Source organism: Ensifer sp. ENS07 (assembly GCF_014852185.1).
Lineage (GTDB): Bacteria > Pseudomonadota > Alphaproteobacteria > Rhizobiales > Rhizobiaceae > Ensifer > Ensifer adhaerens.
Genome location: NZ_JACVBE010000012.1, coordinates 1 through 21,682 on the forward strand (window position 1 = coordinate 1; position 21,682 = coordinate 21,682).

The 21,682-nt window shown below is 64.1% G+C and carries 22 protein-coding genes and 1 riboswitch; of the genes, 9 read left to right on the forward strand and 13 right to left on the reverse strand.

Annotation, left to right across the window (positions count from 1 at the left end):
- Window positions 1-129 precede the first annotated feature (129 nt).
- Complete coding sequence (locus IB277_RS27730; protein ID WP_034798487.1) at window positions 130-564, forward strand: GFA family protein; 435 nt, start codon at window positions 130-132, stop codon at window positions 562-564.
- A gap of 59 nt (window positions 565-623) precedes the next feature.
- On the opposite strand, the gene IB277_RS27735 is transcribed toward IB277_RS27730, so the two are convergent.
- Window positions 624-2,294 (reverse strand): SulP family inorganic anion transporter, encoded by a 1,671-nt coding sequence (locus IB277_RS27735; protein ID WP_034798485.1) that lies wholly within the window; start codon window positions 2,292-2,294, stop codon window positions 624-626.
- 307 nt (window positions 2,295-2,601) lie between these two features.
- On the opposite strand from IB277_RS27735, the gene IB277_RS27740 reads away from it, so the two are divergent.
- The gene (locus IB277_RS27740; protein WP_034798484.1) at window positions 2,602-2,919 is read left to right on the forward strand and encodes a potassium channel family protein; all 318 of its coding nucleotides are present in this window, start codon (window positions 2,602-2,604) and stop codon (window positions 2,917-2,919) included.
- Window positions 2,920-2,962: 43 nt separating this feature from the next.
- On the opposite strand, the gene IB277_RS27745 is transcribed toward IB277_RS27740, so the two are convergent.
- From IB277_RS27745 to IB277_RS27755, 3 genes are all read right to left on the reverse strand, one after another.
- Complete coding sequence (locus IB277_RS27745) at window positions 2,963-3,565, reverse strand: nitroreductase family protein (RefSeq protein ID WP_060583919.1); 603 nt, start codon at window positions 3,563-3,565, stop codon at window positions 2,963-2,965.
- A 62-nt stretch (window positions 3,566-3,627) separates the two neighbouring features.
- Entirely contained in the window at window positions 3,628-3,891 is a 264-nt protein-coding gene (locus IB277_RS27750) for a hypothetical protein (RefSeq protein ID WP_250807752.1), read from the reverse strand.
- Between the two features lie 165 nt (window positions 3,892-4,056).
- Window positions 4,057-4,251, reverse strand: coding sequence for a hypothetical protein (locus IB277_RS27755; RefSeq protein WP_034798505.1), 195 nt, complete (start codon window positions 4,249-4,251; stop codon window positions 4,057-4,059).
- Between the two features lie 106 nt (window positions 4,252-4,357).
- Here IB277_RS27755 and IB277_RS27760 point away from each other — a divergent pair, with 106 nt between their 5' ends.
- The 4 genes from IB277_RS27760 (at window position 4,358) to IB277_RS27775 (ending at window position 9,146) form a co-directional block, all read left to right on the forward strand.
- Window positions 4,358-5,257, forward strand: a complete 900-nt coding sequence (locus IB277_RS27760; protein WP_060521913.1) for a LysR substrate-binding domain-containing protein — start codon at window positions 4,358-4,360, stop codon at window positions 5,255-5,257.
- A 129-nt stretch (window positions 5,258-5,386) separates the two neighbouring features.
- Complete coding sequence (locus tag IB277_RS27765; protein WP_060583920.1) at window positions 5,387-6,211, forward strand: N-formylglutamate amidohydrolase; 825 nt, start codon at window positions 5,387-5,389, stop codon at window positions 6,209-6,211.
- On the forward strand, window positions 6,208-8,091 hold the full coding sequence (locus tag IB277_RS27770) for a flavohemoglobin expression-modulating QEGLA motif protein (protein WP_192372158.1): 1,884 nt from the start codon (window positions 6,208-6,210) through the stop codon (window positions 8,089-8,091). The genes IB277_RS27765 and IB277_RS27770 overlap by 4 nt, the downstream gene beginning before the upstream one ends.
- 8 nt (window positions 8,092-8,099) lie before the next feature.
- Window positions 8,100-9,146 carry a glutathione synthetase gene (locus tag IB277_RS27775; RefSeq protein ID WP_089042871.1) on the forward strand — a complete coding sequence of 349 codons (1,047 nt, stop codon included), beginning with the start codon at window positions 8,100-8,102 and terminating at the stop codon, window positions 9,144-9,146.
- Window positions 9,147-9,164: 18 nt separating this feature from the next.
- Here the strand turns inward: IB277_RS27775 and IB277_RS27780 are convergent, their stop codons facing one another.
- The 4 genes from IB277_RS27780 to IB277_RS27795 form a co-directional block, all read right to left on the reverse strand.
- Entirely contained in the window at window positions 9,165-9,641 is a 477-nt protein-coding gene (locus tag IB277_RS27780) for an RbsD/FucU family protein (protein WP_060644571.1), read from the reverse strand.
- A gap of 145 nt (window positions 9,642-9,786) precedes the next feature.
- Window positions 9,787-10,800, reverse strand: a complete 1,014-nt coding sequence (locus tag IB277_RS27785) for an ABC transporter permease (RefSeq protein ID WP_060521908.1) — start codon at window positions 10,798-10,800, stop codon at window positions 9,787-9,789.
- A gap of 1 nt (window position 10,801) precedes the next feature.
- A complete protein-coding gene (locus IB277_RS27790) occupies window positions 10,802-12,364 on the reverse strand; it encodes a sugar ABC transporter ATP-binding protein (protein WP_060522066.1) in 1,563 nt (520 codons plus the stop codon).
- A 117-nt stretch (window positions 12,365-12,481) separates the two neighbouring features.
- Window positions 12,482-13,414: a sugar ABC transporter substrate-binding protein gene (locus IB277_RS27795; protein ID WP_034798471.1), complete on the reverse strand. Its 933-nt coding sequence runs from the start codon at window positions 13,412-13,414 to the stop codon at window positions 12,482-12,484.
- A 297-nt stretch (window positions 13,415-13,711) separates the two neighbouring features.
- Here IB277_RS27795 and IB277_RS27800 point away from each other — a divergent pair, with 297 nt between their 5' ends.
- Window positions 13,712-14,713, forward strand: a complete 1,002-nt coding sequence (locus tag IB277_RS27800; protein WP_112976639.1) for a LacI family DNA-binding transcriptional regulator — start codon at window positions 13,712-13,714, stop codon at window positions 14,711-14,713.
- Window positions 14,714-14,764: 51 nt separating this feature from the next.
- Here IB277_RS27800 and IB277_RS27805 read toward each other — a convergent pair whose 3' ends face one another.
- Genes IB277_RS27805 through bioB form a run of 5 tightly spaced genes read right to left on the reverse strand, consistent with a single transcriptional unit; the run spans window position 14,765 to window position 19,809 of the window.
- Window positions 14,765-15,754, reverse strand: coding sequence for a beta-ketoacyl-ACP synthase III (locus IB277_RS27805; RefSeq protein ID WP_112976638.1), 990 nt, complete (start codon window positions 15,752-15,754; stop codon window positions 14,765-14,767).
- The gene (locus IB277_RS27810; protein ID WP_192372160.1) at window positions 15,751-17,019 is read right to left on the reverse strand and encodes an adenosylmethionine--8-amino-7-oxononanoate transaminase; all 1,269 of its coding nucleotides are present in this window, start codon (window positions 17,017-17,019) and stop codon (window positions 15,751-15,753) included. Before IB277_RS27810 ends, IB277_RS27805 begins: the two co-directional genes overlap by 4 nt.
- Complete coding sequence (bioD, locus tag IB277_RS27815; protein ID WP_134887773.1) at window positions 17,016-17,654, reverse strand: dethiobiotin synthase; 639 nt, start codon at window positions 17,652-17,654, stop codon at window positions 17,016-17,018. Before bioD ends, IB277_RS27810 begins: the two co-directional genes overlap by 4 nt.
- A complete protein-coding gene (locus IB277_RS27820; RefSeq protein WP_112976635.1) occupies window positions 17,651-18,796 on the reverse strand; it encodes an 8-amino-7-oxononanoate synthase in 1,146 nt (381 codons plus the stop codon). The genes bioD and IB277_RS27820 overlap by 4 nt, the downstream gene beginning before the upstream one ends.
- Window positions 18,793-19,809, reverse strand: a complete 1,017-nt coding sequence (bioB, locus tag IB277_RS27825) for a biotin synthase BioB (RefSeq protein WP_192372162.1) — start codon at window positions 19,807-19,809, stop codon at window positions 18,793-18,795. Before bioB ends, IB277_RS27820 begins: the two co-directional genes overlap by 4 nt.
- Window positions 19,810-20,233: 424 nt before the next feature.
- A riboswitch (TPP riboswitch) is annotated at window positions 20,234-20,354 on the forward strand.
- A gap of 161 nt (window positions 20,355-20,515) precedes the next feature.
- On the opposite strand from bioB, the gene thiO reads away from it, so the two are divergent.
- Window positions 20,516-21,487: a glycine oxidase ThiO gene (gene thiO, locus IB277_RS27830; RefSeq protein WP_192357022.1), complete on the forward strand. Its 972-nt coding sequence runs from the start codon at window positions 20,516-20,518 to the stop codon at window positions 21,485-21,487.
- Window positions 21,484-21,681 carry a sulfur carrier protein ThiS gene (gene thiS / locus IB277_RS27835; RefSeq protein WP_060583946.1) on the forward strand — a complete coding sequence of 66 codons (198 nt, stop codon included), beginning with the start codon at window positions 21,484-21,486 and terminating at the stop codon, window positions 21,679-21,681. The genes thiO and thiS overlap by 4 nt, the downstream gene beginning before the upstream one ends.
- Window position 21,682 lies beyond the last annotated feature (1 nt).

Genomic DNA, 21,682 nt, shown 5'->3' on the forward strand with positions numbered 1-21,682 from the left:
CGGCCCTGTCCAGCGGAACGAAGACCATTGAGCCGATCGGCAAAAAGGCCGGTCAGAACAAAACCGAACCCAAGGAAAGCCGCCAACTCAAGGCGTTCTGCCCCTTGCGTTCTTTCATTGGAGAAAGTCATGGCAGCGAACGGCAGCCTCAACGGAAAGTGCTTCTGCGGCGCAGTCGAGATCGAAGTGAGCGGCGATCCGGCCGCCATGGGTTATTGCCATTGCAGTTCCTGCCGAAGCTGGTCGGCAGGCCCGGTCAACGCCTTCACGCTCTGGCCACCGGAGAAGGTCAAGATCGTCAAGGGTGCGGACAATCTGGTTGGCTACCAGAAGACGGCAACGAGCGTGCGCAAATGGTGCAAGGCCTGCGGCGGGCATCTCATGACCGAACATCCGCTCTGGGGTGTCACCGACGTCTTTGCAGCGGCAATCCCGTCGCTTGCCTTCAAGCCGATGCTTCATGTCAACTATCAGGAGACGGTGCTGCCGATGAAGGACGGCCTGCCGAAGTATCGGGACTTCCCGCCGGCCTTCGGCGGAACGGGCGAGATGATGGCGGAATAGCTCATTTTCTGAGCACAATTCCGGACGGAAAACCGCTGTGCGCTTTTCCTGGAATTGCTTTACGCCTGCGCGGCGCCGGCCAGATAGTGCTGGAGCGCCGTGCGGGTATTGACGAACAGGCGGTCAGGGCCGAGCTGATCGGCAAAGCCGGATGCGCGCACATAGGCAAGCACGTCCGGGTTCAGCTCGGCCAGCCAGACGGTGACGCCGTGTTCACTGATGCGGCGCTCGCCCTCCATCATCATCTGCAGCGCCGAATATTCGATGTCGAAAACCCGGCTCATGTCGAGCACGACAACTCTGGGCTTCTGCTTTGCGACCAGCATCTGCGCCTGGTCGGCCACCTGCTGGGCATTGCCAAAAAAGAGCCGACCCTCCGGGCGTAGGATCAAAAGTCCCTCGAAGGTCTCGTCATCGGGGTGTGCGGACGAGAGCGGCCGCAGCCGATCGGTGCCGCGCTTGCGGCCGACGACATAGACCTTCGCCGAGGCCGCCTGGCGCGCGAGCCCGATGAACGACAGCACGATTGCAACGATGATGCCCTGCAGCGTGCCGAAAAACAGCACGCCGAGAAAGGCGGCCAACGCCCAGTGAAACTCCATCAGCCGGACCTTGCGGACGGAGAGGAAATCCGCGGGCTTGATGAGCCCGACCGAGTAGACGATGACGATCGCCGCAAGCACGGCCTGCGGCAGCAGGCCGAGCAGCGGCGCCAGGACCAGCATGGTCGCAGCCGCAGCCGCCGCGGTGACCAGAGACGCCATCTGGCTGTGGCCGCCGACCGCTCGCACCACGGCGGTTTGCGACGTGCCGCCGCCGGCACTCATGGCACCGAAAAAGGCGCCCCCGAAATTCGCGGCACCCGTCGCCAGCAACTCGCGGTTCGCCCGGATCGGCGGGTCGGACGGAGCGGCAAAGGCCCGGCCGGCGGCAATGGTCTCGGTGAAGCTCATCAACGCGATGCCGAGCGCGCCCGGCAAGAGTTCCTGAACAAGACCCAAGCTCGGAAGTGTCAGCGAAGGCAGCGATTGCGGGATGAAGCCGACGGTGGAAACGCCGAGCGCGGCGAGACCCGCGAACCAGGAAAGCGCGATGCCCGCGGCCACCGCCAGAAGCGGCGCCGGCGAATGCGGCCAGAGGCGCTCCATCGCAAGCAAAGCCACCAGAGCCGCGGCCGCAATCGCGAGCGTGAGCATCGAGGTCTCGGACAGGTGCCCGGCGATGCTGAGGATATCGCGGAAGAAGCCTTCCTTGGTGATGTGAATGCCGAGCAGCTTCGGCACCTGGTCGAGCACGATGACAAGGCCGATGCCGGCCTTGAAGCCGATCAGCACCGGCGACGATATGAAATTGGCGACAAAGCCGAAACGCAGCAGCGATGCCAGGAACAGTAGCGCGCCGGTGAGCGCCGTCAGCGTCGCGGTCGCCGTCAGCAGCTTGGCCGGATCGCCATCCGGGACGGCAAGGCCGAGCTGCGTGCCGGCGAGGATCGCAAGCGTGGTGGTCGACGAGACGCTGAGAACGCGCGACGTGCCGAGAAGCGCGTAGATGATCATCGGCACGAAGGCGGTGTAGAGGCCGACACTGACGGGCAGGCCGGCGACCGTGGCATAGGCCATCGCCTTGGGCAGGACCACGGCGGCGGCCGTAAGACCTGCGATCACGTCGAGCCGCAGGCCCGCGGAGAGAGAGCGGCCGTCGCCGGCAAGTGAATGCTCATGCGATGCCATCCGGGTTGTCCTTTGGCAGGAGCTTTCATGAGATTATTCTAAAGCGATAGCACTCGGCCAAAGCGGTTGCAAGAAATGCAACTGACTGCATCGCATCCCGTTTGCCGGCCGGAAAACAGGCGCTGGAAGCCGACCCGACTCAGGGCTATCTTCAGAGCGGCGGCGGTGCGTTCGCGAAGGGATTTCGACGGCGGCAAGCGAGCCTTGGGCCGACCGTCCTGGGGGCGTGGCTGGTTCGCCTTCCGGGCCTATCCGCGAGAGGGAGGATTGCGTGGCGGAATCTCAACGCCGGCGGCAGACGAAGAGAATGCGACGCCGGTTCTTCTCCAATCTCTACCAGCAGCTTCAGCTGCTCTGGCCGATCTTCTCAGCAATCCTGATCGTAATGGCAGGAACCGGCGTCGTCATCGGCCGCATCGAAGACTGGCGGCTCGACGAAGCGTTCTATTTCACCTTCGTCACGGGCCTGACCATCGGCTACGGCGACATCACGCCGAAGCATCTGAGCGCTCGGGTGCTGGCGCTGGTGATCGGTTTTTCCGGCATCGTACTGACCGGTCTCGTCGCTGCGGTCACCGTGCAGGCGCTGAATGAGACTAGCCGGGATGAGACCGACGACCACTGAGGGGGCAAGCCGGCAAGCCTTGCCCGCCCCCTCGTTTGACGGGTCAGCCGGCCACGAACCGGCCCTCGGATACGATCTCCGACAGCGCCTTGCGCGGGCTTGGCTGCTCGCGCTGCTGCAGCGCTTGCGGAAGCAGCGCCTTGTCGCCGAGACGCCCGATCGCAACGGCCGCTTCGATCCGGTAGTTCTCGGGCACGCCGAGCTCCGTTCGCGCGCGCTCATAGTCGAGACCGGCCATACCGTGCGCCTGCCAGCCGGAATGCGCTGCCTGCAGCGCAAGCGCACCCCAGGCGGCACCGGCATCGAAGGAATGGGTGTAGGACGCCACCTCTTCGCTACCGCCGGGCGGCAACAGTGAAGTCTTCGACAGCACGAAGATCAGCGCCGATGCCTCCGCCGCCCAACTCCGGTTGAACTCGTTCAGGAGGCCGAGCAGCCTCTCCCAGCCTTCACTGCCGCGGCGCGCATAGACGAAATGCCAAGGCTGGGCATTGTAGGCGGACGGCGCCCAGCGAGCAGCCTCAAGAATCTCGAACAGCTCGGGCTCGGAAATCTCGGCACCCGAATAGGCGCGCGGAGACCAGCGCTCGAGAAAAAGCGGGTTGATCGCATAATCTGCGACACGGGAATTTACATGCAACGTCATGGGGATGTTCCATTCATCGACGGCGTGCCGCCGTCACTTCAGGTAATTGTTGGCGGATTTGGTCACTGACGGCCGAAGCTTTGATAGCGTCCGCAGCGGCTTTTCAAGGTCGAGATCTCATCGGAAAGTTCGGCAATGCGATCCTTAAGCTCATGGACCGTGCCATCCTCGATATCGTCGAAACCAAAACAATCGCGTGACTCGTGCAGTTCCAGCCGGCCCTGCAGGACCTCGCGGATTGCACTCAAACGCTCGTATTGCCGCAACATGCTCATCATGGACCTCATCTCAGGCGGCCGCCGCAAACTCGCGCCGGCCGACACCACTGAGATTATCCACTTAAACAGTAGATTAAAGGAATTCTGACCCAAAGAGCGGGCGGGACGTGGAAAACTGCTCCGCCCGGGCGACGACGCTGCGTCGCGGGCAAGAAAAGACCCGGGCGGTGGGAGGTCCGCCCGGGTCTTTTGAAATCATGCGGTTGGGCGAAATCATGCGGTCGGGAGGTCGTGCCCGTCGGGGCGGTTGCCGTCGAGAAAGCCCATATCCCGCTTCAGGTGATCCGACAGATCCCTGACGTCGACGACATCGGTCGTCCGGCTCTTCCTCGCGAACAGGAGCGCCAGCCAGGAACCGACGGAAAAATCGTTTGTCGACGAAAAACTACGTACTTGAATAGTTGTCATAGCCGTCATCCTCTTCATCAATCCGTCTAATGGACGGACCTTGAAAATGGTTGTGGACGGCATCAACTTCCAATCGAATATCGGTCACCATGCATAAGGCCATTTGATGCATAAGACACTTCCGCTTCCCCCATTGACGGCGATACGGGTCTTTGAGGCGGTCGCGCGCCATGGAAGTTTCACCAATGCCGCAAGCGAACTCGGCATGACGCAAGCTGCGGTGAGCTATCAGATCAAGGTGCTGGAAGATCGGATCGGCGCACCCCTGTTCCTCCGCCGCCCACGCCAGATCGCGCTCACCGAGGTCGGCCAGCGGCTTGCACCCGTGGTGACGCAGGTCTTCGAGCAGCTCAGCGAAGCCTATGTGAGCGCGCGCGGCGGCGCCCAGGGAACACTGGTCATCAGTACGATCGCGACCTTTGCCTCCAACTGGCTGGCGCGGCGCCTCGGCTCGTTTCAGATCACTCACCCCTCGCTTGCCGTGCGACTTCAAACCGAGCCGCATCTCGTCGACTTCAGTCGCGAGGAGGTCGATATCGGCATTCGCTCAGGCCGCGGCGAGTGGCCGGGACTTGCCGCCCACCGTCTGATCAACGCCGATTTTTCGCCGATGTTGAGCCCAGGCCTTGCGGCCAGCATCGGTGGCGTGAAGGAACCGGCCGACCTCCTGCGCCTGCCGCTTCTCGACCCCGGTGATCCCTGGTGGGCGCAGTGGTTTGCCGCCGCCAACGTGCCGGTGGAAGGGCTTGCGAGCCGGCCCGGCTCCAGCATGGGCGCCCAAGTCTATGAGGGAAATGCGGCCGCGGCCGGACAGGGCGTGGCGATCCTGACGCCGGCCTTCTTTGCCGCGGAACTCGCCGACGGGCGTCTGATCCAGCCCTTCGATCTGCTCTGCGACGAGAGCCAGGCCTTTTGGATGGTCTATCCGGAAAGCCGGCGAAACGCCCCGAAAATCAGCGCCTTCCGCCAGTGGATTCTCGGCGAGATCGGCCAACAAAAACGTTGAGGGCGGCTGTCGAAGCGGGGTGGCCTTGCGTCTCGACCGCCCCGGAAATTTCTCCCGTACTGGAACCCTTCGGGCCACCGGGGAGTTGCACCCCCGTAGCGACCAGAGCGAGGGAGTGCGGGAGCGAAGATGCAAAGCGAGCCGACGGAACAGTTCCGCTCAGCCAGCGAAACCACCTGGTGGACCGCACACCGCGGCGATGGGCCGATCGTCGGCACGGCGATCCACAACGGGCACGCGATGCGCAGCGACGCCCGCGCGCTCACCGCCCTGACGGACGAGGAACGGCTGCGCGAGGAGGATCCGTTTACCGAGTTCGTCATCCGCGATCTTGCCAACCGCATCGTCGTCCACAGGTCCCGCTTCGAGGTCGACCTCAACCGTGCCCGCACGGGCGCGGTCTATCTTCAGCCGGCTCAAGCCTGGGGCCTTTCCGTCTGGCGGGAACATCCGCCCGTCGAGATGATCGAGGCGTCCCTCGCCGTCCATGACGAGTATTATGCCATGCTGCATTCGATGCTGACGGCGATCGAGCGCCGCCACGGTCGCTTCATCGTGCTCGACATGCACAGCTACAACCACCGGCGACAGGGACCGGACGCCGCGCCTGCGGCTCCCGACGAAGCCCCGGAAATCAACATCGGGACCTCCTCGATGGATCGGCCCAGATGGGCCGGCGTCATCGATACGCTGATGTCGGCGCTCGGCACCGCCTCTATCGACGGCCGGCCGGTGGATGTACGCGAGAACGTCGCCTTCCAAGGACGCGGAGAGCAGACGCGCTTCATCCACGAGCATTTTCCCGAGACCGGCTGCGCGATCGCGATCGAGTTCAAGAAGACCTTCATGGACGAATGGACCGGCAAGCCGGATATCCGGGCGCTTCGTTCTCTGCGGGCACTGGTCTCTTCCCTCGTCCCGATCCTGACAGAAACGTTGGTGAGGCAGCGATGACGGAGGAGAAAGCGACGCCCGTAAGTCTGGCCCCGGCCTGGCTCGACGAAGCGATCGGCCGGCTGACGGATGGCCGCGCCGTGCGGCGCGATTTCGGCGAGGGCGGACGGCTGCACATCGACCGCCTCGTTCCCTTCCTCTGTGTGCACATCGCCGCCGAGCACCAACAGCCGGTGGCGCGCGACATCGCCCAGGCGAACGCCGCCTATCTACTGGCGCCCGACATCGATACCGCCGCCGCAATCATCGAACGTGTCGGGCGCGTAATCGAACAGCGACTCGGCCTTTTCATCGTGCTCGAATTCGGTGAGCTCGAAAGCGATGAACCGCCGGCCAAGGACGCGCCCTTCCTGCCGCCCTTCTTGATCGAGGTGGTCGCCGGCGCGCGTGCCGCCGAGCAGGTCGCCGCCAAGGCCTTGATCGAGACGGCGGCAACGATCGAAGGAAAATTCCGCACGCCGCATGTGACGCTCGTCGAGCGCCCAGCGGCGACAGCGACAGGCCGAAAGGCGCTTGCGCTCGACACCCCACACCTGACGGTGCGCTTCGCGCCGATCTACTGCGAGCCGGGAACGCGCCGCATCTATCCGCAACTGCGCGAGCGGCTGGTCGCGAGCATCTTCGACGCGGGGCTAAGAGCCGTTGCTGCTTTCGCCCGCGCAAAATCGGACAGTTTTCGGCTGCCGACGCACCGCGCCTTCGGCCGAAAAGCCTTCGTCGATGCCGTCGTGCGCGCCGACCGCGGCATCGACGAGATTGCCTCCAGCTTCGACTTCCTTCTGGCGGTGACGCCAATCAACGCCGAAGCCGCTTGGACGGAGTTCGCTTCGGGCGGCTTCTCCAAGAGTCCGCGCCTCTACTACCGGCCGCTGACGCTGCAGATCGAGACGGCCAAGCGGAAGCTCTTTTCCCTCAACTTCGAACATCTCGAAGATCCGCTGCTCTACGCCCTCTACCGGGAAAAGCAGCAGGAGGTCGATCTGCAGTTGTCGATGATCTCGGCGCGGGAGACGCGCACCTTCGTCGAGTTCGGTCGCGCCCTCTATGGCCCGGTGGAAGCCACGCTTCATGACGCCGCCTCCGAAATCCTGGCGCGCACTGCACCCGACCGCGATGCACGGTCTTCGGCCGCAGACAGGCGCGATTGCGAGTACATAAGGGAGCGCGCCCAGGCGATGATATCGGCCTATCGGCGCCAGTCGGCCGATTTTTCCGCCTCCGTCGACATTCGCGACGACCTGCCGGCTGGCTTGCTCGTTTCGCGCGGCCAGCTTTTGATCGCCAGGAGTTCCGCGCTCGACGCCGATCGCGTCGAGGCGCTGCTCAACCACGAGATTGGTGTGCATCTGCTGACCTATTTCAACGGTTCGGCCCAGGGGCTGCGTATCCTTCGCTCCGGACTGGCCGGTTACGAAGGCATGCAGGAGGGGCTCGCGGTCTTTGCCGAATATCTGAGCGCCGGCATGACGATAGACCGGCTGCGCGTGCTGGCGGCACGGGTCGTCGGCTGCGCCGCCATGCTCGACGGCGCACCCTTTCCGCAGACCTACCGGCTGCTCGTCGACGGTCATGGCTTTGCGGCCACCGAGGCCTTCAACATCACGCTGCGCATCTATCGCGGCGGCGGGCTGGTCAAGGACGCGATCTACCTGCGCGGCCTCTTGCAGCTTCTCGATCACCTCGCCGGCGGCGGCACTCTCGAACCGTTCTGGATGGGCAAGATCGCCGCCTCGCATTTCGGCGCGATCCAGGAACTCAGCCTGCGCGGCCTCCTTGGTACCGCGGCGCTCCGCCCTATCTTTCTCGATGAGGTCAAAGCGCGCGACCGACTTCAGCGAGCCCAAAGGGGACTGTCCCCGCTCGACTTGATCTCAGAGTAGGAAACCGAATGCGCATTGCCTTTCTCGTCAACTCCATCGAGGGCGAAGAGACGTTCTATGCGACGACGTCGCTGGCACTCGCCGCCCTCGCCCGCGGCCATGAGATCGTCTACCTCACGCCAGGCGATTTCGTTCTGACACCCGACGGCCGCCTGATCGTCCATGCGCTTTCTCTCGGAACTGCAAAGCCGCGCAAGGCTGAAACCTTCATTGCGGCACTGCGGGGTGATGCGACGCGGCGCGAGGTCCTGGACATTACGGATATCCAGATCCTCTTTCTGCGCAACGACCCCTCGGAGGATGCCGCAACGCGTCCCTGGGCGACCCAGGTCGGCATCATCTTCGGGCGGCTCGCCGCCGAGCGCGGTGCGATCGTCGTCAACGACCCGGACGGATTGGCGGCAGCACAGAACAAGCTCTATCTGCAGGGTTTTCCCGAGGTCGTCCGTCCAACCACGCTGATCACGAAACACATGGAGGAGGTCCGGTCCTTCCTCGACGCCCATCCCGAAGGCGTCATCCTGAAGCCGCTGCAGGGCTCCGGCGGCAAGAACGTCTTCAAGGTCGGCTCCAGCCATGAGACGAACCTCAACCAGATCTTCGAGGCCGTCAGCGAGATGGGCTATGTGATCGCGCAGGAATACCTGCCGGCGGCGACGGAGGGCGACGTCCGCCTGTTCCTGATGAACGGCCGGCCGCTCAAGCGTGGCGACACCTATGCCGCCGTGCGGCGCGTTCCGGCGGAAGGCGAGTTGCGCTCCAACATGCATGTCAACGGCCGGCCCGCCGCGGCCGTCGTCACCCCGGCGATGCTTGCCGTCGCCGAAGAGATGCGCCCCAAACTGGTGCGCGACGGCATGTTCCTGGTCGGCCTCGACGTCGTCGGCGACAAGCTGGTGGAGGTCAATGTCTTCACGCCCGGCGCCCTGCCCGAGATCGCCGAGCTGACCTCGATCGATTTCAGCGAAGACATCGTCGCCGAGCTCGAACGGAAGGTCGAGATAAGGCGGGCCAATGATGGCGTGCTTTCCAATCGGGAGCTTGCGACCCTTTGATGGCGGCCAAGGTGGCTCTCACCCGGCGACGGCCTCGTGCCAGTGGCTGGCCGGCGGCACCACGCCCTTGGTGAAGAGGAAGCTGCCGAAGCGGCGCGCCTCGCCCGTCACGATGATACAATAGGCGCGCTTCGCTTCCTCGTGGAAGGCGAAACGCTCGATCGCATACATCTTCGAAAGAATACCATCCGCACGCACGAGCTCGGCCTGCACCTCGCGCTGGACGTCCGGCAGTTCGCCCGCCTCTCCGTCCGGCGTCAGCCGCGCCGCCGAGGGCTGCAGCGGCGTGTCGAGCGGCATGACGGAAAGAATGGCGCGCACCGCACGCGCGGCCGAGACATTCGCAATGTGCAGCGGTAGGCCGAGCCGGGTGTGGCGGGCGATCGTGTCGGCGGGAAAATTCGCGTCAACGATCGCGATCCGGTCTCCATGTCCCATTGAGCGTAGTGCATGCAGCACGTCGGCGTTTAGCGCCGGATCGATGTTCTTGAGCATCAGCCTAACCTTCCCCATTTGCTTCTGCGTGAAAACCAGGCCGCAGAGATCCCCGCGGGCGGGTCTATCGACCCGACCACCTTGTCCTTCACCGCGTTTCGTCGATTGCGGCGGGCTGCGATCCGTCCGCACGTGGCTCCCGGTCTTAGATGCCGGTCAGCCGCTCGCGATACTTGTCGATGATCACCGCGAGGATGATGACGACACCGGTGATCATCTGCCGCATGAAATCGCTGAGCCCGAACAGGATGAGGCCGTTGGCAAGCACCCCGGTGATGCAGGCACCGAGCAGGGTGCCGATCACCGTGCCGCGGCCGCCGTTGAGGCTGGTGCCACCGATGATGACGGCGGCGATCGCGTTCAGCTCGAAGCCGATGCCGATGATCGGGCTCGCGATGTTGAGGCGGGCCATGTAGACCATGGCGGCGATGCCGACGAGCGCACCGGCAATCGTGAAGGCCGCCACTTTGTAGAACATCAGCGAATGGCCGGCGAGACGCACGGCCTCCTCGTTGTTGCCGATGCCATAGAGCAGCCGGCCGAACACCGTCTTTGACAGTACGAACCAGGCGATCGCGACGAGCAGCAGCGCGATCAGGAAGACGACGGGGATGCCGAAGATCATCTGCGAGCCGAAGGCGTTGAAGCTCGGCGGAAACGAATAGATCGTGCGTGCGTCCGTCACCTGCAGCGCGGCACCGCGGGCGATGTTCAGCATGCCAAGCGTGACGATGAAGGAGGGCAGCCCCCAGAAGGCGCTGATCCAGCCATTCAGGAAGCCACAGACGACGCCGGTGCCGACAGCGGCGAGCGTTGCCAGCGCCACGGCCTGGAACACCGAGAGATCGGGAATCGTCAACACCGTGCCGCCGACGACGGCGCAGAAGGCCAGCATCGAGCCGACGGAAAGATCAATGCCGCCGATCAGGATGACGAAGGTCATGCCGACGGCGAGGATCAGGTTGATGGTGATCTGCGTCAGGATGTTGGAGATGTTGTTGGCCGTCAGGAAGTGCTCGGTCGAGACCGAGAAGAAGAGGATCAAAAGCAGGAGTGCCAGGCCGATGCCGGCATCGCGCAGGAGCACCTTTGGCGACCAGCCCGGCAGCTGGCGGGCATGGACGGTTTCGCCGGCTTGTGTCTTTTCGAGTGCTTGCATCTTACTGCCTCGCCTGTTGCTGCTCGCCCTGGTAGGCGAATTGCAGAATACGTTCTTCGGAGAATTCCGGCCGCGACAGCTCGCCGACGACACGGTGCTGCGACATCACGAGGATACGGTCCGACAGGGTCATCAGTTCCGGCAGCTCCGACGAGACGATCAACAGCGCCAAGCCACGTTCGGCGAACTGGCGGATCAGGGCATAAATCTCGGCCTTGGCGCCGACGTCGACGCCGCGTGTCGGCTCGTCGAGCAGCAGTACCTTCGGATTGCGCGCCAGCCATTTGGCGAGCACCACCTTCTGCTGGTTGCCGCCCGAGAGCGTCGCGGCATTCTTGCCGGGTCCGCCATATTTCAGCTTGAGCTCGGCGCCGAGCCGTTCCGTCACTTCGATTTCCGCCTTCCTGTCAAGGATGCCGGCACGCGAGACATCCGAGAGGGACGCGAGCGTGACATTGGCCGAAATCGGCATGTTGAGGATCAGGCCTTCCTCCTTCCGGTCCTCGGTCACGAAGCCGATACCGGCATTGATCGCCTCGCGCGGCGAGCGGAAGGAGGCGCGCTTCCCCTCAAGGAAGAGCTCACCGGAGAGCGGCCGTTGAGCGGCCGCGATCGCCCGCAGAAGCTCGGTGCGGCCGGAGCCGACAAGCCCGGCGATCCCCAGGATTTCGCCCTTGTGCAGGTGCAGTGAAATGCCCTCGGCATGCGGCGATTGCGGTGGGCGAAACCGGGCAAGCGACAACGCCTGTGCCGGCCGAGCAAACGAGACCACTTCGCTCGCCATCTGCTGCTGCAGCTTGCGGCCCACCATGGCGCGCACAAGTTCGTCCTGATTGGTCTCGACGATCGGCCGCGAGAACACCGTCTCGCCGTTGCGCAGCACCGTCACCCGATCGCAGATGCGGAAGACCTCGTCGAGATGATGCGACACGAAAACGATCGAGACGCCGCGACGGCGAAGGTCGCTGACGATCTTGAACAGCCGCTCGGTTTCGCGCGACGTCAGCGTCGCCGTCGGCTCGTCGAGGATGAGAATACGGCTTTCCGTCATCAGCGCGCGCGCCACCTCGACCAACTGTCGGTGGGCGATGCCGAGGCGCGCGACCGGCCAGCGCACGTCGACGTCGCTGAGGCCGATGGCGTCGAGTGCGGCCCGTGCGCCGGCATGCATCTGCTGCCGTCTGACGACGCCGAACGCATTGCGCGGCAGATGCTCGATGAAGATGTTCTCCGCCACCGACAGATGGGGCAGAAGGTTGAATTCCTGGTGCACCACCTGGAGACCATTGGCCTTGGCCTCGCGGGGCGTGGCCGGCGCATAGGCCCGGCCTGCAAGATTGATTGCGCCCTCGTCCGGACGGACGATACCGCAGAGAACCTTGATCAAAGTCGATTTGCCGGCCCCGTTCTCGCCGATGAGGCCGTGCACTTCGCCCGGCTGAATGGAGAGGCTGACGCCGTTCAGTGCCTTGGTACCCCCGAAGGCCTTCTTAACATCGTGCAGTTCCAGAACCGGCGGCATCGAGACGCCAGCCGCTTCCGCCTGCACGGTTTGCGTGTTCATCATGACCTAGCCCTTTTGAAACGCAGCAATTGCGCAAGCAAACCATTGGCCTGCGGCGGATGCTGTCCTTGCCGACGCGCACCGGGCAGCGCCCGGTGCGCACGCGCGGTCTCAGAGCTATTTCACGTTGTCCTTGGTCACGAGCTCGATGTCGGTCTTCACCCAACCTTCGAGTTTGGGCCCGCCGGCCACGACTTCGAGCGCCTTGTCGATTGCGTTCGCCGCCATCTGCGAACCGAACTGGTCGACTGTCGCCAAAAGCTTGCCGTCCTTCAGCATGGGGGCTACCGCCGGCACATTGTCGAAGCCGACGACCTTGATGTCGTTTCGGCCAGCCGCGTCGAGCGCCTTGACGACACCGATCGCCATGGAATCGTTGGCGGCGAGCACACCCTGGATATCGGGATGCGCCGTCAGCATGGTCGAGAAGACGGAATTGGCCTCTTCCGTTTCCCAATGCGCCGTCCGAGAATCGAGAAGATCGAGCTTGCCCGCCGCGATCGCATCCTCGAAGCCGAGCTTGCGCTGCGCTGCATTGTCGGCGCCCGGATTGCCCTCGAGGATCACGACCTTACCGCCGGCGCCGAGATCCTTGGCGAGCGCATCACCGACCATCTTGGCGCCGCCTCGATTGTCAGGGCCGACGAAGGCCAGATCGACGCCGGCATCCTTCTTTGCCTGCTCGTCGAGCGAAACGTCGAAATTGATGACGACAATGCCCGCATCCATCGCCTTCTTCAGCGGCGCGACCATGGCGCGGGAGTCGGCCGGCGCAATCACGATCGCATCGACGCCCTGGGTAATGAAGTTCTCGACGCCATTCAGCTGGCTCTCGAAATCGGTCTCGTTCTGCATGCCGATGGCTTTAAGCTCGTAGTCGCCACGCTTCTGCGCATGTGCTTCGGCGCCTTCCAGCATGTTCTTGAAGAAGTCGTTTGCAAGCGACTTCATGACGAGGCCGACGACGGGTTTATCGGCAGCCATGGCAAGTGTCGGCAATGCGGTGGCAACGGTAAGTGCGACGATAGACGCATACAGGGAAAATTTCATGGGTTCTCCTCCGGTGAAAAGATGGTCCTCCAACCATCAATGAAACGTTTCATCACATGAACATGCGTGGCCCGCTTCGACCTTTAGAAGACAGAAAGGCGGTATCGCTGTCAATATGAAACGTTTCATCGCTGAGAAATTTGTGCTGGAAGCCGCTACCGGTTCGCGGCATTCTCTGATCTAAGAGGAAGGCCAGCTGCCGTCGGGCGGATCCGCGGTCGCTGGCGTAAGACTTTGATCCGTTGCATGATTTTTCCCTCCTGATCGATGCAGCGAACGTGATAGGGAGCCGACCGTTTGAACCCGACGATCAAGGATGTTGCCCAGCGCGCCGGGGTGTCCGTCGGCACGGTTTCGCGTGTGCTTGCCAAGAACAAGACGGTGAGCGAGGACATCAGGGCGAAGGTCGAAGCAACGATCGACGCGATCGGCTACCGACCGAACATTCTCGGTCGCAGCCTCCGGCTCGCCAAGACCGACATTATCGGCCTCGTCGTGCCTGACATCACCAACCCCTTCTTTGCCGAGCTTGCCAAACAGGTGGAGATGTTGGCTTCCGCCGAGGGCTACTCGGTGCTGCTTGCCAACACCCATGACGACCCGGACGCCGAGAAGCAGCAGATTGAAACCCTGCTCGGACGGTTGCCGGCCGGGCTGATCCTCGTTCCCGTCAGCAACAGCCTCGCCGATGGATTGGCGTCGCGCACGCGCACGGTGACCGTCGACCGGCCCTTGAGCGGCCATGCGCTCGTGTCCGTCGACAATCGTCAGGGCGGTTATCTCGCCGCGGACCACCTGCTTTCGCTCGGCCATCGTCGGCTTGGCTATATCAGCGGTCCGGGCACGACCGAAGTCTCCGGCGAGCGCCGCGGCGGTTTCGTTCAACGGCTCGAGGAATTCCGGAAAAGCCACCCAGGCGACTACGTTCCGCCGCAGATCGTCGAGGGGCACTTCGACTACCGCTCAGGCGAAGAACTTGGTAAGCAGCTGCTGACGCAACACGTAGCAAGTCGCCCGACGGCGATCGCCACCGCCAGCGACCAGCAGGCAATCGGCTTGCTGCGCGCCGCCGACGACATGGGGCTTCGGGTCCCGAACGACCTTTCGATCGTCGGCTTCGACGACATTCCTCTGGCTTCGCTGGTGCTGCCGCGGCTCACCACCATTCGCCAGCCGATCGACGAGATCGCCCGGCTGGCACTCGAAGGGGTGCTCGGCAGCCATGCGCTGCAGGAGGAATACAAGCTGCAGCCAATGCTGATGAAACGCGGCTCTTGCGCCGCGCCCTCAACACCCTGACATCACGGCGCGCGCCCCAGGTTACGCGGCGTGGCTGCCGTCGACGCGTCATCAGATCGCGAGCACTGCCGCCCCTCCCGCAAGCCCCGCGCCGGCCGCCGTCAGCAACAGCTTTTCGCCGGAGACGAAGGGTTTTTCTCGGTGCGCCAGCGATAGCGACAGCGGGATGGTCGCGGCCGACGAATTGCCGTAGTCCGAGATCGTGCGCACCGTTTTCGACGGCGCGATGCCGAGACGATCGCAGACGGCGTCGAAAATGCGGGCATTGGCCTGATGCGGCACGAAGCGGCTGATGTCCGGGGCCACGCAGCCGGCGGCGCCCATGGCGTTCACGGCACAGGCCGTCATCATCTCCACCGCCCGCGCGAACATCTCGCGCCCGTCACGCATTGTCATCAGCAGATCCTCGGGCCTGGTGTCGGCGGAAAACGGCCTGTTGCTGCCGCCGGCGGCAATCGAGATCAGATCGTAGCGACTGCCGTCGGCGGCAAGGTCAACGCCGACGAGGCCGGTTTGCGGGTCATCGGACGGCGCGACGACGACGGCGCCGGCCGCATCGGCAAAGAGCACGGCGCTCGCCCGCTCGGCCGGATTGATCCTGCGGCTCAAGATGTTGGCCGCCACCACCAGCACCGGCTTTCCCTGAGCCCGCGCGAAACCGTCGGCAAGCGTCAGGGCGTAGAGGAAACCCGAGCAGGCGCCGGCAAGGTCGATCGCACCAGCGTTGGAAAGGCCGAGGCGATGGGCGAGCAGGGGTGCTGAAGGCGGCAGCAGGTGATCGGGCGTCGAGGTCGCAAGCAGGACCAGGGCGATATTGCCGGCCGGGGTGCGGGCATCCTCGAGCGCCATTGCGCCCGCCTTTTCCGCAAGACCCGACAGCGTGTCTTCAGACGCGGCCCAGCGCCGCTCGCGAATGCCGGTGCGGCGCTCGATCCAGCCGGGCTCAAGCCCGAGCGTCGTCTCGATTTCGCCGTTGGCGACACGCCGCTCCGGCAGCGCATGGCCGAAACCGACGATCCGGGATGAGCGAACAAGCCTCATAGCTGCCCTGCCCCGAAGAGCGACGCCGCCTGGTCGATCCCGTCATAGGCCCGCCCGAGATCGGCATCGGTGACGCAATAGGGCGGCATCAGGTAGATGACGTTGCCGAGCGGACGGATCAGCAAACCACGCTTGCGGAAAAACGCCCTGAGCTGCGGGCCGACCTCGGCGAGATAGCCGCCGGACGGCACCGTGAGGTCGAGGGCTGTAATGGTGCCGATTTGGCGAACGTCGACGAAGCGAGGATCATCGGCGAAGCGCGCCAGATGTCGACGCTGGCGCGCGACCAAGGTTTCGATACGCGCGCCCACCGGCTCCTGTCTCCAGACGGCGAGATTGGCAAGTGCCGCGGCACAGGCGATCGGGTTGGCCGTGTAGGAACTCGAATGGAAGAAGGTCTTGCGTCGGTCGACCGAAAGATGCGCCTCGAAGATCTCCGAGGTGCAAAGCGTCGCGGCCAGAGGAAGCGCGCCTCCAGTCAGCCCCTTCGAGGTGCAGAGAATATCGGGCGCGATCCCGGCCTGCTCGCAGGCAAACAGGCAGCCCGTCCGCCCCCAACCGGTCATCACCTCGTCGGCGATCAGCAGGCTGCCATGCCGTTCGGCAATGCGTTTCAGCTCGGACAGCACGGAAGCCGGATAGGTCTTCATGCCACCGGCGCCAAGCAGCAGGGGCTCGATCAACAGGGCGGCAACCTTGCCGGAAGCGCAAGCCTGTTCGAAGGCGTCGAGCGTTGCCTGCTCCCGGCCCGGCTCCGGAAAGGGCAGGCGATCGACGGCGAAGAGCAGCGGCGCGTAGGCGGCATTGAAGACGCCTCTTTCGCCGGCCGACATCGTGCCGATCGTGTCGCCGTGATAGCCATGCTCCAGCACACAGATCCGGCTCCGCGGCTGGCCGCTGTTGTGGAAGAACCCGAGCGCCATCTTCAGCGCGACCTCGACCGCAGTCGAACCGCTATCGGAATAAAACACATGGGCGAGCCCGGGCGGTGCGATCTCGATCAGCCCGCGCGCCAGGTCTTCCGCCGGTGCGTGAGTATATTCGGCGAAGATGATCTGGTCGTAGGTCTCCGTAGCCCTGCGGATCGCCTCCATGATCGTGGGGTGACGGTGGCCGTGGGTGATAACCCACCAAGACGAAATCGCATCGAGGATCGACGCGCCATCTTCGTCGACGAGATACGCTCCTTCGGTGCCGACGATGCGGCGCATCGCCGGTTCGAGGGCATGCTGGGTGAAGGGATACCAGACGGCGGAGCTCTTCATGCCGGCATCCCTCGAAAATCGGCGATGTTGAAATTCTCGGCGAAGGCGTGGCGCAGGCGGTCGGGCGTCAGCGGGTCGAGCCGCGGCAGCCGCCCGAGCCGGCGCACCCCGCCAAGGCGCGTGATGATCGCTTCGCTGTCCTCCTGCGCGTCGCCAATGAAGGCGACGCCGAGAACGGGAATTGCGCGGCGGCGCAGCGCTTCGAGCGACAAGAGGGTGTGGTTGATCGTGCCGAGCCCGGTGCAAGCGCAGACAACCACCGGGATCAGCCAGCGCGCAAAGACATCCGCAAAGACCGTGTGCTCCGTCAGCGGCACCAAAAGCCCGCCTGCGCCTTCGATCACCAGCGGTCGTTCCACCGCCTGCGGGGAAAGATGCTCCGGGTCGATGGTGACGCCGTCGATCCGTGCTGACAGGTGCGGCGACGCCGGTGTTGCGAGCCTGTAGGCTTCGGGCAGGACGCGGTCACACGACAGCCGACCGAGCCGGGCGACGGTCTCGCTGTCGGTTTCTTCGTCGAGCCCTGACTGCACAGGCTTCCAGTAGCAACCGTCGAGCGCATCGGTAAGCGCCGCGGAAAAGATGGTCTTGCCGATGCCGGTATCGGTACCGGTGACTACGATACGGGTTTTCATGGCCGCTCCTTCGCGATCGTGATCTTCAACTGCTGCAGCATCTGCACGATTGCGGCCCGGTCGACATTGAGGGTGATGGCGATCCGAAGACGCGCGGTGCCTTCCGGCACCGTCGGCGGGCGAATTGCCCTGACATCGTAACCCTCGGCCCGCATGCGGGCGGCGATGCGGACCGCTCGGCCGTTATCACCGATCGGGATGGGCAGGATCTGCGAGCCGCTGCCTTCGATGCCGAGCACCTCGGTGAGCGCCCGGTTGGCGAAGGACCTGAGGCCGTCGAATGCGGCGCGGCGTTCCGGCTCGTCGACGAGGGCGGCGAGTGCTTCACGCACCGCGGCCGCGATGAGTGGCGAGGGCGCGGTCGAATAGATGAAATTGCGGGCGCGGTTGACGATATAATCGCAAAGCACGGCGCTTGCTCCGACCAGTGCGCCGGAAACACCGAGCGCCTTGCCACAAGTATGCAGCATGACGACGTTCTCCCGGTCCTCCAGCTCAGCCGCGAGACCACGACCTTCCGGCCCGAAGACGCCGGTCGCGTGCGCCTCGTCGATGACGAGAAAGCCGTCATGCTGCGCGGCAAGCGCTAAGAGGTCGGCGAGCGGCGCCCGATCGCCATCCATCGAATAGAGGCTTTCGACGGCAATCCACGGGCGCCCTGTGCCGCCGGCGCGGCGCCATTGGCCGATCGCATCGGCAAAGGCGTCGATATCGTTGTGCGCTGCCGCAACCGAATCGGCCTTGCTCGCAGCGATGCCTTCATGGGCGCTCGCATGGATCAGGGCATCGTGGACGATGAGGTCGTCGCGCTGCGGCAGCGTCGAAAACAGGGCAGCATTGGCGGCATAGCCGCTGCCGAAGAAGAGCATTCGTTCCGCGCCGAAGAAGGTGGCCGCTTCCGCCTCAAGTGCCTCGTGTTCTTCGTGATTGCCGCGCAACAGCCGTGAGCCGCCGGAGCCGACCGGCACGCCGCGCGCGATGGCACCCGTTATCGCCGCCTTCAGCCGCGTCGAAGCGGCGAGCGCCAGGTAGTCGTTCGAGGTAAAATCCAGGCCGCCAGCGGGGGCAAGTGCGCGCCGGCGGCCCTTGCGATCAAGGCCCTCCAGCGTCTTCTCATAGCGCGCAAACAGACCCAGGGTCATTCGGCCGCATCCTGCCTTGCCGCCGGAGCCATCAGCTTCAACCCCAGGCGTCGGAAGAGCGCCGCATCATGGTCCTCGCCGGGATTGTCGGCGGTCAGCAGGGTTTCGCCGACAAAGATCGAATTGGCGCCGGCGAAGAAACAGAGCGCCTGCGTCTCGTCGCTCATGTCGGTCCGGCCGGCCGAGAGCCGGACATGCGATAGCGGCATCAGGATGCGGGCAAGCGCGATGGTGCGGACGAAATCGATCGGATCGACGGGCACTGCATCGGCCAGCTTCGAGCCCGGGATCGGGATCAGCATGTTGATCGGCACGCTTTCGGGCGGCACCGGCAGATTGGCGAGCGTCACCAGCATGGAGATCCGGTCGTCGGCGGTTTCGCCCATGCCGAGAATGCCACCGGCGCAGACCTTGATGCCGGCGTCGCGGACATTCGCGAGCGTCTCCAGCCGGTCGGCAAAGCTGCGGGTGGTGATGATCTCGCCGTAGAATCGTTCGGAGGTATCGACATTGTGGTTGTAGTAGTCGAGCCCGGCCTCGGCGAGCCGCACGGACTGGGCCGGCGTCAGCATCCCGAGCGTCATGCAGGTTTCCATGCCAAGCGCCCGCACACCGCCGATCATGGCGACGATCGCGTCCATGTCGCGGTCCTTCGGGCTGCGCCAGGCGGCCCCCATGCAATAGCGCGTCGCACCGCCGTCGCGCGCCTGTCGCGCCTCGGCAAGCACACGCTCGACCTCCATCAGCTTCGATGCCTTGAGCCCGGTCGGATAGTGGGCGGACTGGCTGCAATAGCCGCAATCCTCGGCGCAGCCTCCGGTCTTGATCGAGAGCAGCCGGCTCATCTGGATGGCGTTGGGATCGAACTGCGCACGATGGACCGTGTGTGCGCGGTAGAGCAAATCGTTGAACGGCAAATTATAGATTTTTTCAGCTTCCGCTTGGGTCCAGCGGGATTCGCCCGCGTCGCCCGGGGTAAAATTAGCGCCAGTTGATAGGGTTCCGTCCAGCATTTCGGCTCGTCCTCCAGGTCATCGCAAACGCGAAATAGATAGAATCTGATATTATCTATAATTTTGTCGACGAGCAAAGTTCGCAAGCACCCAGGTGGAGAGTTTGTGTTAGCAAATACCCTTCTGGTTGTATTTTGACCGTGAGTGAATCTGGAAACCGCCGAGACGGGGCAACAATCACCAATCAATCGGTCGCATCTCCCATTTCCGAAATCGGGCGTAACGCACCCGAGAAACGAGGACGAGCCCGGGCTTCTCCGGTATTTTTCGACCCGCTCTGCCCGCCTGACACTCCTCCCTTCAGCACGCCGCCAACGCTTCCGCTTTCTCGTCGAAAAATTATAGATAATTTTTTCGGCAGATGAGATCACATCGCACACGAATGCTGGCTCTTGACAAAAACCGCCCCGAACGGTCAGCTTGGAGCATTCACCAGGGGTGTCCCGCTAAGGGGCTGAGATTCTGCTATGCGATTTGCGCGGCGCAGTGACCCGTTGAACCTGATCCAGTTCATACTGGCGTAGGGACGGTGCAGACATCGCTGCCGCAAACGTCGCCTTCACGCGACCATTCAACGGCAAGGCGTCCTTGCCCTTCCTTCGCTCGTGAACTGGGTCTCCACAATCGGAGCCTCGGCATGCACACCGCCAACACCATCCCGCTTCCCTCACGACGGCCCGCCCACGCCTCGCGGGAACACTGAGCCATGCGGATCCTCGTCAAAGGTGCCGGCGTCGCAGGGCTCTGTCTGGCGCATGAACTTAGCGCCCGCGGTGTCGCGGTGACGGTTGTCGAGCAAAAACCAGGCTTTGCCGGCGCGGCCTCCTGGTTTGCCGGCGGCATGCTGGCACCCTGGTGCGAACGCGAAAGCGCCGAAGAGGTGGTGCTGACGAAGGGCATCGGCGCCATTGACTGGTGGGACGACGCCCTGCCAGGCGAGGTTTCCCGAAACGGCACGCTTGTCGTCGCCCCGCCACGGGATGCGGGCGAACTCAAGCGCTTTGCCTCACGCACCTCCGGCTTCGAATGGCTCGACGCCGCCGCGATCGAACGGCTGGAACCGGCGCTTGCCGGACGTTTCCGCGAGGCGCTGTTTTTTCCCGGTGAGGCGCATCTCGACCCGCGCCGGGCGCTGAGCCGGTTGCGGCAGAAGCTTGTCGATCACGGCGTCACCTTCCTCGATGAGACGAGCGACGATGGCCACCACGATCTCGTCGCCGACTGCGCCGGCGCGGCACGCATCGGCGAAACGCCGGGCCTGCGGGGCGTGCGCGGTGAAATGCTCTACCTGCAGACAAGCGACGTGGAGCTGTCGCGGCCGGTCAGGCTCATTCATCCCCGCATCCCGCTCTACATCGTGCCGCGCGGCGGCGGCCTCTTCATGTGCGGGGCGACGATGATCGAGACGGATGACGGCGGACCGATCACCGCCCGCTCCCTCATGGAACTGCTGAACGCCGCCTATGCGCTGCATCCGGCCTTCGGCGAAGCGCGCCTCGTCGAAACCGGCGCCGGCGTCCGCCCCGCCTTCGCCAACAACCTGCCGCGCGCCCTGCGCACCGGGCAGACCATCACGATCAACGGGCTTTACCGCCATGGCTTCCTGCTTTCGCCGGCCCTGGCGGCGGAAGCAGCCGACCTCGCGCTTGCGCAGGACCTGAAGGGAGATGCCGCATGAGACTGACCGTCAATGGCGAGGATCACGACCTCGCCGTCACCACCCTCGCCGAGCTTCTGGCCGCCCTTGATTTCGAAGGCGACTGGCTCGCCACCGCCGTCAACGGCGAACTGGTGCACCGGGCCGACCGTTCGGGTCATGCGCTCAGCGACAGGGACCGGATCGAAATTCTCTCGCCGATGAAAGGAGGCTGAG